Genomic DNA, 15,013 nt, shown 5'->3' with positions numbered 1-15,013 from the left:
GACTTCATGGGTTTTCCGGCACCTGCATGACCGAGAAGAACAGCCCGAGCTGTCGGATGGCGTTGGCGAAGCCCTCGTAATTCACGGGCTTGGTGATGTAGACGTTCGCGCCGAGGTCGTAGCAGCGCTGGATCTCGCGCTGGTCGTCCGTCGTGGTGAGGACCACGACCGGCGAGCGCTTGGTGTGGGGGTTCGCCTTCACCTTCTCGAGAATGTCGATGCCGGTCATGTCCGGCAGGTTCAGGTCGAGCAGGATCAGCAGGTGGCGCTTGGCGCTCGCCTCACCGGTGCCGTCGGTCCCGAAGAGATATGCGAGCGCCGATGTCCCGTCCCGGAAGGGCAGGATCGTGTTGTTCACGCCGGCGCGGCGAATGTTGCGCTCGATCAGGCGCGCATGGCCTTCATCGTCCTCGATCATGACGATTTCGACGGCGTTCACGCTTCGCTCCGCACCTATTCGGCCGCGAGCCGCATCGGCGGCCCGTCCTGTCCCTGACCTGTAGCGGTCTCACGCGGCAGCGTCACGCTGAAGGTTGTGCCCACCCCCAGCTCCGATGCGACCGCGATCCGGCCGCCGAGGGACCGGACCAGCGCCTTGACGTGGGCGAGCCCGATGCCCTCTCCGGGCTTGTCCTGCGCACCGGAGCGCCGGAATAGCTCGAACACCCGTGCGTGATCCCGCTCGGCGATGCCGCGCCCGTTATCGGCGACGCTGTAGCGGATGCGGCCGCCACCCAGCACCTGCGCCTTGATCTCGATCCGCCCCGGCCGCGCCGGGTCGAGATACTTGACCGCATTGTCGATGAGATTGCCGAAGATCTGCTCGATCGCCAGCCGGTCGGCGACGAGGCGCGGCAGATCCGGCGCAACGACGACGCGAGCGCCGACCTGCTCGATCTGGTGGTGCTGCGCATCGGCGAGGCGGCGCAGCAGGCTCGTCATGTCGAGACGCTCCGGCGTGAAGCTGCGCCGCCCCTCCCGCGACAGCTTCAAGATGGCGGCGATCAGGCGTTCCATGCGGGTTACCGCGGCCTTAATGAAGTCGAGGGCTTCACCGAGGTCCGCATCGATCCGCTCCGCCTGCGGATGCCCCTGCAGGGCGGCGCGTACGTCCTCGCGGGTCGTTTCCAGCTCGCTCGTGAACCCCATGACATTCACGAGGGGCGCGCGGAGGTCGTGGCTCACGATGTAGGCGTAGCGCTGGATCTCCTCGTTGGATTCGCGCAGTTCGGCTTCGGCTTGACGCTGCTCGGTGATGTCGGTGTGGACGCCCACCCATTCCCGGATCGATCCGTCGGCATGCAGGACCGGGACGGCGCGGATGGCGTAGTGGCGCCAGGCGCCATCGGCAGAACGCACCCGGTGCTCGTGAACGAAGGTTCGCCGCGCCCGCACCGTCTCGTTCCACGCCGCGATGCTGGTCTGCCGATCATCAGGGTGAACGGCGTTGGCCCAGCCGTAGCCTTCGTACTCGGCCCGGCTCTGCCCCGTGATGGCGCTCCAGCCCGGCTGCTCGCCGAGCATCCGACCCTCCGCATCGTTGGTCCAGAGTACGCCACGCACGGCCTGCACGGCGGCGCGGAAGCGCGCTTCACTGGCCTGGAGGTCGCCCTGGACCCGCTGCTGATCGAAGGAGGAGGCGAGCATCGCCAGGAACAAGATCAGGAACGTCGCGCCGGCCACCGCCAGGGCGAGGTTCTGCTGCGCCGCATTGAGACCCGTCGCATGTGCATCAGCACCGTCGGGCAAGAAGGTCGCCGCGGCCATGCCGGTGTAGTGCATGCCCGCCACCGCGAGACCCATCACGGTGGCGGCGATGAGCGTCTGCCAGACGCTGTTCTGGCGCAGGGTGAGCCAGAGGGCCGCCGTCGCCGCCGTGACCGCGATGACGACCGAGAGCGCAACCAGCGGCCAGGCATAGGTGAGATGGCCCGGCATCCGCATCGCAGCCATGCCGGTGTAGTGCATCGCGGCCACGCCCAGGCCCATGGCGGGGCCGGCAATGAACAGGTTGCGTCGGGTCGCGCTCGGCCGGCTGATCCAACCGAAGGCGGCACCGGTGCAGGCGATGGCCAGCCCCAGGGACAGCGCCGTGGTGCCGAGGTCATACGCGACCGGCATTCCCATCTCGAAGGCCAGCATGCCGACGAAGTGCATCGACCAGATCCCGCCGCCCATCGCGCAGGCGGCGGCAGCGATCCAGGCCCAGCGGGGCCCGCCCGCCGAGACTCGGCCGCGGCCGCCGAGATCCAGCGCGGTGTAGGAGGCGAAGATCGCGATCGTGACGGACAGGGCGACGAGCGCCGGATTGTAGCCGGTGTGGACCATCGGAGGCGCGGAGAGACCATTCTGACCGTGAAAGCGCCAGCCTAGCGGGTCTTCGGCGCGAGGACCATCGGCGTCGAACCCTTAGAAGACACCGGCCGGGTGCCGGGTGCACTACCCCTCGGGGCCCGCATGCCGTAAGGCCCCAGCACCCGCCCGAACCTCCGTGACCCCGTGATCCGCACCCCATGATTCGCCTCGAAAAAATCGGCAAGCAGAACGGCCGCCAGATCGTCTTCATCGAGGCCTCCGCCGCCCTCCAGCGGGGCGAGAAGGTCGGTCTGGTCGGTCCCAACGGTGCCGGCAAGACCACGCTGTTCCGGATGATCACCGGCGAGGAGCAGCCCGACGAGGGTCAGGTCGCCGCGGATCGCGGCATCACCATCGGGTATTTCAGCCAGGATGTCGGCGAGATGTCCGGCCGAACGGTGGTCTCCGAGGTCATGAACGGCGCGGGCCCGGTCAGCGAGATCGGGGCCGAGCTGAAGGAGGTCGAGCAGGCCCTGGCGGACCCGGACCGGGCCGACGAGATGGAGGCGCTGATCGAACGCTACGGCGAGGTCCAGGCTCGCTTCGAGGAACTCGACGGCTATGCCCTGGAGGGGCGTGCCTACGAGGTACTGGCGGGCCTCAGCTTCTCCCAGGAGATGATGGACGGCGACGTCGGCAAGCTCTCGGGCGGCTGGAAGATGCGCGTGGCGCTCGCCCGCATTCTCCTGATGAATCCCGACGTCATGCTCCTCGACGAGCCGAGCAACCACCTGGACCTGGAGAGCCTGATCTGGCTCGAAGCCTTCCTCAAGGGCTACGAGGGCGCCCTGCTGATGACCTCGCATGATCGCGAGTTCATGAACCGCATCGTCACGAAAATCGTCGAGATCGACGGCGGACAGCTCACCACCTACTCAGGCGACTACGCGTTCTACGAGCAGCAGCGGGCGCTCAACGAGACGCAGCAGCAGGCCCAGTTCGAGCGTCAGCAGGCGATGCTCGCCAAGGAGATCAAGTTCATCGAGCGCTTCAAGGCGCGGGCCTCCCACGCCGCCCAGGTGCAGAGCCGGGTGAAGAAGCTCGACAAGATCGAGCGGGTGGAGCCGCCCAAGCGTCGCCAGAGTGTCGCTTTCGAATTCCTGCCCGCCCCCCGCTCGGGCGACGACGTCGTGATGCTCAAGAACGTGCATAAGCGTTACGGCAGCCGTACGATCTACGAGGGCCTCGACTTCTCGATCCGGCGCCGCGAACGCTGGTGCGTGATGGGCATCAACGGGGCCGGCAAGTCGACGCTTCTCAAGCTCGTGACCGGAACTGCCGAGCCCGACGACGGGAGTGTCGCGGTCGGTGGCAGCGTCAAGCTCGGCTACTTCGCGCAGCATGCCATGGACGTGCTGGACGGCGACCGCACGGTGTTCGGGTTCCTGGAGGATTCCTTCCCGCAGGCGGGCCAGGGGTCCCTGCGGGCCCTTGCCGGCTGCTTCGGCTTCTCGGGAGACGACGTGGAGAAGCGCTGCCGCGTGCTCTCAGGTGGCGAGAAGGCCCGTCTGGTGATGGCGCGGATGCTGTACGATCCGCCGAACTTCCTCGTCCTCGACGAGCCGACGAACCACCTCGACATGGGTACCAAGGAGATGCTCATCGCAGCCCTGGCGACCTACGAGGGCACGATGCTGTTCGTGAGCCACGACCGGCACTTCCTCGCCGCGCTGTCGAACCGCGTCCTCGAACTAACCCCGGACGGAATCCATCAGTACGGCGGCGGCTACACCGAGTACGTCGCACGTACCGGCCAGGAGGCGCCGGGACTGCGAAGCTGATGGTCGGAGCAAAGGGGTAGGCCGGCTCATCGGCTAAGCCGATGCGGGCTGAACCAACCGCTATTCGCATCTCCAACCCGTCGGCCTCGGATCGAGAGGAACGGCAGCCCGACGAGTGATACGAGGGTACCATCAGTCACAGGGCGAGCGATGGACGAGAGGCACGTTCCGAGCCTGAACTTGAAATGAACAAAAAGTCAGATTAACTGAATATGAACGATCAGCCTTCCACAGTCGGCTGCCACTCACCAACCAGGAGTACGGATATGTCCAGCGGACTGTTCCAGAACCTGCCGGGCGCTCACGAGATGGGAGGGCTTCAGGCTCTTCCCAGTGAGCCGTGGCTCCTCCCGATCTCGGACCGGATGGAATCCGCAAAGACGGATGCGGATCGACTGGAAGCTTCTGTGCGACTGTCGGTTCGTCCCTTGCAGCGGGCTGCGAATGCCCTGATGGCGGCGCTCCTGCTTCTTCTGTCGGTGCAGATCGGTGCGGACTGGATCAATACCCGGACCCCGCATCCGACCACGGGCCAGATCGCGGACGCGACTCCGCCGGATATGCCGGTGACGAAGGCCACACTCACCATCAATAACTGAGCGTTTCCAGCGCCGGTCATGACCGACCCGCTTTCGAGCGGGTCGTCGGGCTGCCCACCCAATCGTTGCGGCAGCGACATTACCCTCTGCGGCCGAGGCCACTCCGCCATCGTCTCGCGACGAGTCGGGTCGTCACCTGACGATTGAAATACGATCGGCCCCTTACAGCCTCTCCTCCTGTGTGTCCCCCGATTGCTCGTGTCAGCCCTGCCTGCAGCGGCGTGTCCGCTCACGGTTGGGCCGGGTTCAGGCGTGGACCGAAGCCGGTTGAGGAACTGCCGTCGATGATGTGTCCGCTGCTTCGTCGTCGACCAGTCCCGGCTTCCGCCGCGACAGCGTGAGGATGAGCACCGGCAGGATCAGCAGAATGAGGAGCGGTGCCAGGCTCATGCCGCCGACGACGACCAGAGCCAAGGGCTTCTGAACCTGCGAACCCACACCGTTTGAAAAGGCGGCCGGCAGGAGGCCGACGCCAGCGACCACACAGGTCATGACCACCGGCCTGAGCTGCGTGTGACAGGTTCGCAGCATGGCGCGCACCCGCTCCTCCCCCTCGCCGATCAGACCGTTGAAGTGCGAGAGCACGATGATACCGTCCATCACGGCAATGCCCAGGAGCGCGATAAATCCGATCGCCGCCGAAACGCTGAAGGGCGTGTCGGTGATCACGAGGGCAAGGACGCCACCGGCCGCCGCCATCGGGATGACGCTGAGCGCCAGCAGCATGTCGATCGCTGAGCCGAAATTCATGAACAGCAGGATCGCGATGAGGCCGATGGCGATCGGGACCGTCACCGACAGGCGCGCCAGGGCGCCCTGCATGTTATTGAACTCGCCCACGAGTTCGAGGCGGTAGCCCCGCGGCAGGGCTACGTCGGCGTTCACACGCTCGCGTGCCTCCAAGATCGCGCTACCGAGGTCACGGTCGCGGACGCTGAACTTCACCGGAAGGTAGCGCTCCTGTCCCTCCCGATAGATGTAGGCGGGCCCTGAGACGAGGGCGACCTGAGCGACCTCGCTCAACGGCACCTGCATCAGCGTGCCGTTCGGCCCCTGCCCCGAAATGCGTAGATTGCGGATGGACGCCACGCTCTGGCGGAACTGCTCGGCGAGGCGGATGACGATAGGATAGTGCCGATCCGAACCGCTATCGTAGAGGTCGCCGGCGCTGTCGCCGCCGATGGCGGTGCGGACCGTAGCGTTGATGTCGCCGGGAGTGAGGCCGTAGCGCGCAGCACGGACCCGGTCGACGTCGATCTGCACCGTGGGCTGGCCGAGCGACGTGAACACCCCGAGATCGGTGACGCCGGGCACTTTGCGGAGCACGGCCTCCACACGGTTGGCGACCTCCGTCAAGGTCTCGAGGTCCGATCCGAATACCTTGAACGAGTTCTCGCCCTTGATGCCGGAGACCGCCTCGGCGACGTTGTCCTGCAGGTACTGCGAGACGTTGAACTCCACGCCGGGGAAATCGGTGCGTAGTCGGTCCAGGAGATCGCCGACCATCCGGTCCTTGGTCATGCCCGGACGCCACTTCTCGGCCGGCTTCAGCGGCGCGAAGAACTCGCCGTTGAAGAAGCCAGCGGCATCGGTGCCGTCATCAGGTCGGCCGTGCTGCGAGACCACGCTCTCGACCTCCGGCACCGCTGCGATGATGCGGCGGATCCGGTTGACGTAGAGGTTGCCCTCCTCCAGCGAGATTGTCGCCGGCATGGTGGCGCGCAGCCAGAGATTGCCTTCCTCGAGCTTGGGCAGGAACTCCAGGCCGAGCTGGCGCCCCGCGACGCCGACACCGGCGGTGAGCAACAGCGCGAGGCCGAGGGTGAGGATGCGGTTACCAAGGGCGGCGCGGATGGCGGGTCGGTAAAGGCGGTCGAGGGTTCGCACGAGGATCGTCTCGACTTCCTCGACATGGGCCGGAAGCAGGTAGGCGGAGAGGACGGGCGTGACTGTGAAGGTGGCGATGAGGCCGCCGAGCAACGCGTAGGCGTAGGTTTGCGCCATTGGCCCGAAGATGTGGCCCTCCACCCCCGTCAAGGTGAAGAGCGGCAGGAAGCCCGTCACGATGATGATCGCCGCGAAGACGATCGAGCGACTGACGTCCCCAGAGGCTTGACGAATCCGCAGGAGCTTGCCGGCAAAACCGGGCCGGACCACTTCCCCTGTCGGCGCGCCGTGACCGGAGAGCCGCCGGAAGATCGCCTCCACCATGATCACCGTGCCATCGACGATCAGGCCGAAATCCAGGGCGCCGACGGAGAGCAGATTCGCCGACTCGCCGCGCACCACCAGGATGATGACGGCGAAGAACAGCGCGAAGGGGATCGTCGCCACCACGATGAGGGCGCTGCGCAGGTTGCCGAGGAAGAGCCACTGCACGATCAGGATCAGCACGATGCCGACCAGCATGTTGTGCAGCACGGTGTGCGTGGTGACCGCGATGAGGTCGGCGCGGTCGTAGATCCGCTCGATGCGAACCCCGGGCGGTAGCAGGCCCATGGCCTCGATGCGCCCGACCTCCGCCTGCACGGCCTCGATCGTCGGCGTGCTCTCTTCGCCCCGCCGCATCAGAACGATACCCTGGACGATGTCGTCGTCGTCGTTCATGCCGGCGATGCCGAGGCGCGGCTGGTGCCCGATCGTAACGGTGGCGACGTCCTTGACCAGCACCGGTGCACCGCCCGACTGTGTGAGCACGGTCTCGCCGATGTCGTCCGTGGAGCGAATCAGGCCGACGCCGCGCACCACCGCCGACTGGGTGCCGAGATTGATCCGGTTGCCGCCGACGTTCAGGTTGCTGTCGTTCAGGGTCTTCACAACGCCGGACAGCGTCAGCCCGTAGGCGGTGAGCCGGTCGAGGTCGACAGCGATGTCGAAGGTCTTCGTCTTGCCGCCCCAGCCGATGACGTCGATGACGCCCGGCACGGCGCGGAAGCGCCGACGCAGCACCCAGTCCTGCAGGGATTTGAGGTCGAGGACGCTGTAGCCTGCCGGGGCCGTCAGCTTGTAGCGGAAGATCTCACCGATGGGGCTGACCGGGGAAATGGTCGGCTTGGCGCCATTGGGAAGGGCGTCGAGCTGCGCCAGCCGATTCAGCACCTGCTGCTCGGCCTCGCGGTAGCTGAACTCGAAGCCGAACTGCAGCTTCACGTCCGACAGACCGTAGAGGGAGACCGAGCGGACCTGCTTCAGGTTCGGCAAGCCGGAGGTGATCACTTCGATCGGCACGGTGACGTAGCGCTCGATCTCCTCGCCCGACAAACCAGGCGCCTGCGTGATCACGTCGATCATCGGCGGGGTCGGGTCGGGATAGGCTTCGATGTTGAGGGTTCGAAAGGCCACCAGCCCGCAGGTCAGCAGCAGCACGAACGCGAGAACCACCAGGGCACGCTGGCGCAGCGCGAGATGGACGAGGCCGGTCATGCGTTGGGTTCCTGCTGCCGGGAGCGGACGAATCAGCCCCGGGTCACCATCCGGTCGATGAACAGGGAGCCGCGCGAGATCACGCGCTCGCCGGTCGCCAGACCTTCGAGGATCTCGATCTTGCTTCCGTCAATGATGCCAGGCTTGACCCTGCGGCTCTCGACCGTGTTGTCGGCCTTCAACACCCAGACGCTCGCTTTACTGCCCTCCAGCACCACCGCCGCACGAGGTACCGATTGCGACAGGGTCTCGCGCTCGTTGATGATGCGCACGGTGGCGTACATCTCGGGCTTCAGCAGATTTTGGGTGTTGTCGATGTCGGCCCGGACCGTGATGCGACGGGTGGTGGGATCGACGGACGAACCAATGAAATTGATCCGCCCCTCGAAGACCTTGTCCGGATAGGCGAGCACGCGGAACTTCAGGCGATCGCCGAGATCGACTTTCGCCGCGTCCGGCTCGCGCAGCTGCGCGATGAGCCAGACCTTGGACAGGTCGCCGATAATGTATGAAGGGTCGCTCCCACTGGTGCCGATATACTGGCCCGGTCCGATCTTGCGCTGGATGATCGTTCCCTTGAGGGGCGCATTGATCGCAGTCTCGGGGTTGATCGAGCCCTTCTGCAAATTGGCCACCTCGTCGTCGCGCAGGCCCAGGATGCGCAGCCGGTTGCGCACGGCTTCCAAACCGACCTCCGCTGTCCGGGCATCGTTGGTGGCCGTATTCAGGTCGTTCTGAGCGGATTGAAGCTCGCGCAGGGTGGTGACCCGCGAATCATACAGATCGTGCAGGCGCTTCTCAGCGGCTTGGGCGTAGCCGAGCTGCGAGCGTGATTTAGCGAGGACGTTCAGGGCTGCGAGATAGTCGTTCTGGGCCTGCACCATCTCGTTGGCCTGGATCGAGAACAGGCGCTCGCCCTTCTGCACCTGCTCGCCGGTGCGCGCGAAGATGGCAATGACCCGACCCGGGTAAGGCGAGAACACCGGGGTGGCCTGATACTCGTCGACGCCGATCTTACCCTCGGTGGTGATCTCTTCGTAGAAGAGCCGTTGCTCCACCGTCTCGGTATCGATGGCGGCCAGCTGGTCGTGGCTGAGGATGAAGTCGCCGTTGCTCGGCGGCACCACTGTGACGGCGGCCGGCGTCGGTGACGTCGCCGCCCCAGCGAACGCGCCTGGAAACCACAAAAACCCAGTAACGCAAAGACTTGAGACGACTAATAGAATGAAGATCTGGGTGCGATGCTTTAGCCCGGCGAGTGGAGCGAACGAACCCTGAGGCTCAACCATCGAATCAATCTCGCGCGTCTTGGCGTTTTTGCACTAAACCGATCCAGCCGGATGGCGCGTCGGTCTGTAGAGGGCCGTCGCTTGAGATACAAGCGTGGCCGATTCACGATTCGGTCGTGCCGTGTATCGCTTGCTCGGTGTGGCTTCCCTGCCCAGTGAAAGCGGTCACTCCGACAGATCGAGAGGCTGCCGAATATTGGGCTCTCGCCCGCTGCTCGGCCTACGAGAGTGCCGAGCAGCCTGACGACAAAACCCCGCGGACCCTAAGGTCTGCGGGGTTAAAGTTGCGTCACATGAATCCCTGGGAGGGACCGTTGGTATACTACATGCCAATTTAGGGACGGCAAGGCTTGTTGCGCTCTGTCGCGTCTTATTTTGCCGATTGGTCGCACCGTGTAGAGAAATTTTTCTGAACAGACTGCCTGCAGCTCATTCCCACTCGATCGTTCCCGGTGGCTTCGAGGTGATGTCGTAGGTCACGCGATTGATCCCCTTCACCTCGTTGATGATCCGCGTTGCCACGCGGCCGAGGAAGGCCATGTCGAATGGATAGAAATCGGCGGTCATGCCGTCGACCGAAGTCACGGCTCGCAAGGCGCAGACGTGGTCGTAGGTACGCCCGTCACCCATCACCCCGACGGTCTTTACGGGCAGGATCACCGCGAAGGCCTGCCAGATCGTGTCGTAGAGACCGGCCTTGCGGATCTCGTCGAGGTAGATCGCATCGGCCTTGCGCAGGGCTTCGAGCTTCTCGGGCGTGATCGTACCGGGGCAGCGGATGGCAAGGCCCGGACCCGGGAAAGGGTGTCGTCCGACGAAGGCCTCGGGAAGGCCCAGTTCCTTCCCGAGGACACGGACCTCATCCTTGAACAGTTCGCGCAGGGGCTCGACGAGTTGCATGTTCATGCGCTCGGGCAGGCCGCCGACATTGTGATGGGATTTGATCGTCACCGAGGGACCACCGGTGAACGAAACGCTCTCGATCACGTCCGGATACAAGGTGCCCTGGGCCAGGAAGGCGGCCCCGCCGATCTTCTTCGATTCGGCCTCGAAGACGTCGATGAACAGGCGCCCGATCGTCTTGCGCTTCTGCTCCGGGTCGCTGACGCCGGTGAGCTCCCCAAGAAACAGGTCCTGCGCTTCAACATGGACGAGGGGAATGTTGTAGTGGTCGCGGAACAGGCGCACGACCTCCTCGGCCTCGCCCATGCGCAGCAGGCCATGGTCGACGAAGACGCAGGTGAGTTGCTCGCCGATCGCCTCGTGGATCAGAACCGCCGCTACGGCGGAATCGACGCCGCCGGACAGTCCGCAGATCACCCGCTCCTTGCCGACCTGCGCGCGGATCTTCTCGATCGCCTCCTCGCGGTAGGCGCCCATGGTCCAGTCGCCCGTACAGCCGGCGATGTCGCGCACGAAATTGCGGATCAGCAGTGCGCCATGCGGCGTGTGCGCCACCTCCGGGTGGAACTGCACCGCGTAGTACCGGCGAGCCTCGTCCGCGACCGCCGCGAAGGGGGCGTTCTTCGACATGGCGACGGTGGTGAACCCGTCCGGCAGCTTGGTGACGCGGTCCCCGTGGCTCATCCAGACGGGATAGTGCTCGCCCACGTGCCATACGCCCTTGAACAGGGGGCATTCCGACAGGATCTCAATCTCGGCCCGACCGAACTCCGCATGATGGCCGCCCTCGACCTCGCCACCGAGCTGGGCAGCCATGGTCTGCTGGCCGTAGCAGATACCGAAGACCGGCACGCCAGAATCGAAGACGATCTGCGGAGTCCGGGGCGAGGCCTCGGTCGTCACCGATTCGGGCCCCCCCGAGAGGATCACACCCTTCGGCTTCGTCTCGGCGAAAGCCTCGGCCGCCTTGGTAAAGGGGACGATTTCGCAGTAGACGCCCTCCTCGCGGACGCGGCGCGCGATGAGCTGCGTCACCTGGCTGCCGAAATCGACGATGAGGATTTTGTCGTGCTCTGTAGTCATGGCACCGGAGTTAGACGAGGCCTCGGTCTGGTGCAACGGATCGGTCCGCAGAGCCGCCCCGCGGCTGGCGTCGGCCTGGGGATCCGGCGTGCAGTCCCGTTAACCGGTCGTTCACCGCCGGGCGCCGACACCGTGCCCCCCAGCAGCGAACAGGAGCCTCAGCCATGAGAGCCACCATCTTCGGGATCGCCACACTCGCCCTCGCCGGACTCGGAGCCACCTCGGCCTCCGCCTTGCCCGTCTCGGCCGGCATCGCACCGGCCGGCGGGATCCAGCAGGTCCGCATCGTCGAGCGCACGGTGATCCGCGGTCCCCGTTGCAAAACCGTCGTTACCAAGCGCCGTGGGCCGATGGGCCGGATGGTCGTGGTGCGCAAGCGCCGCTGCTTTTGAAAGAGCGCCGCTGCTTCTGAAAGAGCGCCGCTGCTCCTGACGAGTCGTATAGATTGGCCCCCTTGCGGGGCCAATCCTCGTTTCAGGCCCGCCGCTCAAGGGTGGCGACGTAGAAGCCATCGGTGCCGGTCCGGGCGGGACTCATCTGGAGACCGTGCCGGGTCAGACGGACCGCCGAGCCGAGATCGGGCGCGTGCGTGGCGAGGATCTCGGAGGCTGAGAGCACCGCGAAGTCGTCCGGCCGGCGCGCGAGAAGACCGGCGACGGCCGCGTCGTTCTCCTCGGGCAGCAGCGAGCAGGTGATGTAGGTGATGCGACCGCCGGGGCGTACCAGCCGCGCGGCCCGGTCGAGCACCGTGGCCTGATCTGCCACACGTGTGCCCAGGGCATTCGGGCGCATTCGCCACTTGGCGTCCGGATTGCGCCGCCAGGTTCCGGAGCCGGTACAGGGCGCATCGACGAGGACGCGGTCCGCGCACCCGTCAAGGTCACCGAGAACGTCGGTGCGGGCCTTGCCGGCGCGGGGCGTACGGATCTCCGCGACGGCACCGGCGCGCCGCAGACGCTCGTGGATCGGGGCGAGCCGGCGGGGATCGTCGTCGCTGGCCACCAATCGCCCGGAATTCTCCATCATCGCGGCGAGGCTCAGGGTCTTTCCACCACCGCCGGCGCAGAGATCGACGACAGTCTCGCCGGGGCGTGAGCCGCTGAGAAGACTCGCAAGCTGCGAGCCTTCGTCCTGGATCTCGTACCAGCCGTCGATGAATTCCGGCTCGACATGGAGGGCGGGGCCTCGCCCATCATCGCCGATGGGGATGCGCAGGCCGTTGGGCGCGTGCGGGGTCGGCTGCGGCGCGAGGTGGACGAGACCCGCTAGGGCTTCCGGACGGCTGCGCTTGAGCGTGTTGACGCGGATATCGAGCGGGGCCCGTCGGCCAAGGGCGCGCAGCTCGTTGAGGGTCTCGGAGCCGAAGGTCGCTTCGAGGGAGGGAAGCACCCATTCGGGGACATCGCCGGCGACGTGGAGCGGGGCGTCGGTCAGAGTCCCTTCCACAAGGCGAGTCCGTTCCTCCGGGGTCAGGGGCTCCGGGGCGAAGCGCTCGCCGCTGAACATCTCCGCGATGGTCGGCGCCGCGAGACCATACTGGAGCCGCAGCATGCCGATCACGAGGCTGCGCGGGCCCTCGTCGGCCATGATCCAGGCGGCGGAGGCGCGCCGACGCAGGGCGTCGTAGACGAGGCTGGCGATGGCGGCGCGGTCGCCCGACCCGGCGAAGCGGTGGCTTAAACCCCAATCCTTCAGCGCATCGGCGGCGGGGCGGCGGCGCGCGGCGATATCGGCGAGGACCTCGATGGCGGCGGAGAGGCGGGCGGGGGGCGTCAGGGCAAGATCCTCGGGTTTTAGGGCCATCGCCTTCCGTAGGCGCCGCGATACCGCCACGCTTCGGGCGAGGGCCGGACACAATACAGTCGAGCTTCCGGCACGTTTACGGCTTAGCTTGCGCCACGGTGCCGCGTGGAGCGGACGCCTGGAGCTTTAGAGAACCCCATGTCTCCCGTCATCCATCTCAGCCTCGCCGGCCTCGTCATGCTGGCGGTCGCCGCCTGTTCCACGGCGCCGGATGCTCCCGACCTGTCGGCGCCGCCCCCGCGCCGGCCGGATGCCAAGACCCAGCTGGAATACGGCGCGCCTCCGCCCCCGCCGCCCGGCCCGCGCTACTGAGGTTTCGCCGCCGCTGCCTCGCGGGCGCGGCGGTTCTCGTAGGCCTTCAGATGCGTGTAGACGCGGTCGAGGACCGGGTGTGCGGACGCATCGGGGGCCCGCGCGATCAGGTCGCCGATGATGTGGTCGGCCTCGATCCGGGCACCGCCCTCGATGTCGCGCAGCATCGAGGCGGTGAAGGCCGATCCCTCGGCCGTGAGCGTCTTGCGCGTGTTTTCCATCACACCGGGCCGCGGCGCGTAGCCGGCGGCCTCGGCGATCGCCCGGCACTCCTCCATCAGCGCCTCGATGACGGCGAGGCCGCCCGGAGCGGCGAGGATGTCGCCGATGGTGGCGCGCATCAGGCAGGTGGAGCCGGCCAGCGTCGCCAGGAAACTCCACTTCTCCCACATTTCCAACACCATGCTCTCGCTGAGGCGGGGCTGGAACGTCACGCCCTGCATCAGGGACTCGATGGCCTCGACCCGGGCCGAGCGGCCGCCGGACCGCTCGCCGTAGGTCAGGGTGTGCAGCGGATTCATCTGGCGGATCTCGCCCGCGGGGCCGAGGGTCGCCACGATGGCGCAGGATCCGCCGAGCACGCGGTCCGCACCGTATACCAGGTCCAACGCGTCGAGGTGGCGCATCCCGTTGAGCACCGGGAGGATCGCGGTGTCGGGACCCACCGCCGGCGCGACGTCCGCGATGGCGCCGTCGAGGTCGTAGGCCTTGCACGAGAACAGCACGAGGTCGAAGGCGCCGCCCTTGCCGGCGGCGAGGTCGGCGGCGGTGACCGTCTGCGGCGCCGGGATGTGCAGGTTGCCGACGGGGCTCTCGACCGTCAGGCCGGCATCGGCGAGCTTGGCCGCGCGCGCCGGACGGACGAGGAAGGTGACGTCGCGGCCGGCCTCGGCGAGGCGTGCGCCGAAGTATCCGCCGGTGGCGCCGGCGCCGACAACGAGAACGCGCATGGTCTCATCCCTTTCGTCGTTCGTGGATCGCGGCCCCTTGGCGGCCACCCATCCGTCAGGCCGCGCCATCGTACCGGGTCAGATGCCGATCGGCGCCAGGAAGATCCGGATTGCGAAGAGGATCCACATCGCGAGCAGCACCAGCGTGCCGACGGCGTAGGCCCGAAAGCGGTACGGGATGTGGTTCGTGGAGAGATACACGCCCGCATGGACGAAGCGCGTCGCGACGAAGACCCAGGCCATGACAACGAACAGGAGGTCGGCCTTGCGGGTGGCCAGGGCGAGGCCGACGAGCACGTAGAACAGCACCGGGATCTCGAACTGGTTCGAGAAGGTGTTGGCGGCCTGCTGGGCCGGGGCCGGCCAGTTGCGCTGGCCCAGCGTCAGCTCGCGGCCCTTCACGGCACCGCCGCGCACCGCGGAGAGGCGCATCCGCCCGGTCCAGAACAGCAGCGCGAAGGTGAGGAAGACCTGGGCGAAGACGGGGGCCAGGATGGCTTGGACGGACACGGCGA

The 15,013-nt window shown here is 66.6% G+C and carries 11 protein-coding genes and 1 pseudogene; 4 read left to right on the top strand and 8 right to left on the bottom strand.

Annotated elements, in window-relative coordinates; all coding sequences use genetic code 11:
• Nucleotides 1–4: 4 nt before the first annotated feature.
• Together AC0IY1_RS21100 and AC0IY1_RS21095 are read right to left on the bottom strand one after the other, a co-directional pair.
• Nucleotides 5–418 carry a response regulator gene (locus AC0IY1_RS21100; RefSeq protein ID WP_055953871.1) on the bottom strand — a complete coding sequence of 138 codons (414 nt, stop codon included), beginning with the start codon at nucleotides 416–418 and terminating at the stop codon, nucleotides 5–7.
• 35 nt (nucleotides 419–453) lie between these two features.
• Nucleotides 454–2,337: pseudogene (locus AC0IY1_RS21095) on the bottom strand (MHYT domain-containing protein); the annotation flags it as partial.
• Nucleotides 2,338–2,513: 176 nt separating this feature from the next.
• Here AC0IY1_RS21095 and AC0IY1_RS21090 point away from each other — a divergent pair.
• The gene (locus tag AC0IY1_RS21090) at nucleotides 2,514–4,136 is read left to right on the top strand and encodes an ABC-F family ATP-binding cassette domain-containing protein (protein ID WP_471772150.1); all 1,623 of its coding nucleotides are present in this window, start codon (nucleotides 2,514–2,516) and stop codon (nucleotides 4,134–4,136) included.
• Nucleotides 4,137–4,402: 266 nt separating this feature from the next.
• The gene (locus AC0IY1_RS21085; protein ID WP_471772148.1) at nucleotides 4,403–4,735 is read left to right on the top strand and encodes a hypothetical protein; all 333 of its coding nucleotides are present in this window, start codon (nucleotides 4,403–4,405) and stop codon (nucleotides 4,733–4,735) included.
• A 246-nt stretch (nucleotides 4,736–4,981) separates the two neighbouring features.
• On the opposite strand, the gene AC0IY1_RS21080 is transcribed toward AC0IY1_RS21085, so the two are convergent.
• From AC0IY1_RS21080 to guaA, 3 genes are all read right to left on the bottom strand, one after another.
• Complete coding sequence (locus AC0IY1_RS21080; RefSeq protein WP_471772147.1) at nucleotides 4,982–8,158, bottom strand: efflux RND transporter permease subunit; 3,177 nt, start codon at nucleotides 8,156–8,158, stop codon at nucleotides 4,982–4,984.
• A gap of 32 nt (nucleotides 8,159–8,190) precedes the next feature.
• Nucleotides 8,191–9,447 (bottom strand): efflux RND transporter periplasmic adaptor subunit, encoded by a 1,257-nt coding sequence (locus AC0IY1_RS21075; protein ID WP_471772145.1) that lies wholly within the window; start codon nucleotides 9,445–9,447, stop codon nucleotides 8,191–8,193.
• Nucleotides 9,448–9,876: 429 nt separating this feature from the next.
• On the bottom strand, nucleotides 9,877–11,433 hold the full coding sequence (gene guaA / locus AC0IY1_RS21070; RefSeq protein ID WP_055953455.1) for a glutamine-hydrolyzing GMP synthase: 1,557 nt from the start codon (nucleotides 11,431–11,433) through the stop codon (nucleotides 9,877–9,879).
• A 164-nt stretch (nucleotides 11,434–11,597) separates the two neighbouring features.
• On the opposite strand from guaA, the gene AC0IY1_RS21065 reads away from it, so the two are divergent.
• Nucleotides 11,598–11,825: a hypothetical protein gene (locus tag AC0IY1_RS21065; RefSeq protein ID WP_055953452.1), complete on the top strand. Its 228-nt coding sequence runs from the start codon at nucleotides 11,598–11,600 to the stop codon at nucleotides 11,823–11,825.
• 82 nt (nucleotides 11,826–11,907) lie between these two features.
• On the opposite strand, the gene AC0IY1_RS21060 is transcribed toward AC0IY1_RS21065, so the two are convergent.
• On the bottom strand, nucleotides 11,908–13,236 hold the full coding sequence (locus AC0IY1_RS21060) for an RsmB/NOP family class I SAM-dependent RNA methyltransferase (RefSeq protein ID WP_471772143.1): 1,329 nt from the start codon (nucleotides 13,234–13,236) through the stop codon (nucleotides 11,908–11,910).
• Between the two features lie 138 nt (nucleotides 13,237–13,374).
• Here AC0IY1_RS21060 and AC0IY1_RS21055 point away from each other — a divergent pair, with 138 nt between their 5' ends.
• Nucleotides 13,375–13,548 (top strand): hypothetical protein, encoded by a 174-nt coding sequence (locus AC0IY1_RS21055; RefSeq protein ID WP_181017347.1) that lies wholly within the window; start codon nucleotides 13,375–13,377, stop codon nucleotides 13,546–13,548.
• Here the strand turns inward: AC0IY1_RS21055 and panE are convergent.
• Nucleotides 13,542–14,498, bottom strand: a complete 957-nt coding sequence (gene panE / locus AC0IY1_RS21050; protein WP_471772141.1) for a 2-dehydropantoate 2-reductase — start codon at nucleotides 14,496–14,498, stop codon at nucleotides 13,542–13,544. The genes AC0IY1_RS21055 and panE overlap by 7 nt on opposite strands.
• 78 nt (nucleotides 14,499–14,576) lie before the next feature.
• Entirely contained in the window at nucleotides 14,577–15,008 is a 432-nt protein-coding gene (locus AC0IY1_RS21045; protein WP_055953445.1) for an MAPEG family protein, read from the bottom strand.
• Between the last annotated feature and the right edge of the window lie 5 nt (nucleotides 15,009–15,013).

The sequence above is a fragment of the Methylobacterium sp. AC690 genome, assembly GCF_979256535.1.
This window is presented reverse-complemented; position numbering and strand designations above follow the sequence as displayed.

Excerpts from the sequence above, each read along its gene's own strand:
- AC0IY1_RS21100 (WP_055953871.1), bottom strand. The coding sequence starts at position 418 with ATGATCGAGGACGATGAAGGCCATGCGCGCCTGATCGAGCGCAACATT.
- AC0IY1_RS21080 (WP_471772147.1), bottom strand. The coding sequence starts at position 8,158 with ATGACCGGCCTCGTCCATCTCGCGCTGCGCCAGCGTGCCCTGGTGGTT.
- panE (WP_471772141.1), bottom strand. The coding sequence starts at position 14,498 with ATGCGCGTTCTCGTTGTCGGCGCCGGCGCCACCGGCGGATACTTCGGC.
- AC0IY1_RS21075 (WP_471772145.1), bottom strand. The coding sequence starts at position 9,447 with ATGGTTGAGCCTCAGGGTTCGTTCGCTCCACTCGCCGGGCTAAAGCAT.
- AC0IY1_RS21090 (WP_471772150.1), top strand. The coding sequence starts at position 2,514 with ATGATTCGCCTCGAAAAAATCGGCAAGCAGAACGGCCGCCAGATCGTC.
- guaA (WP_055953455.1), bottom strand. The coding sequence starts at position 11,433 with ATGACTACAGAGCACGACAAAATCCTCATCGTCGATTTCGGCAGCCAG.
- AC0IY1_RS21055 (WP_181017347.1), top strand. The coding sequence starts at position 13,375 with ATGTCTCCCGTCATCCATCTCAGCCTCGCCGGCCTCGTCATGCTGGCG.
- AC0IY1_RS21065 (WP_055953452.1), top strand. The coding sequence starts at position 11,598 with ATGAGAGCCACCATCTTCGGGATCGCCACACTCGCCCTCGCCGGACTC.
- AC0IY1_RS21085 (WP_471772148.1), top strand. The coding sequence starts at position 4,403 with ATGTCCAGCGGACTGTTCCAGAACCTGCCGGGCGCTCACGAGATGGGA.
- AC0IY1_RS21060 (WP_471772143.1), bottom strand. The coding sequence starts at position 13,236 with ATGGCCCTAAAACCCGAGGATCTTGCCCTGACGCCCCCCGCCCGCCTC.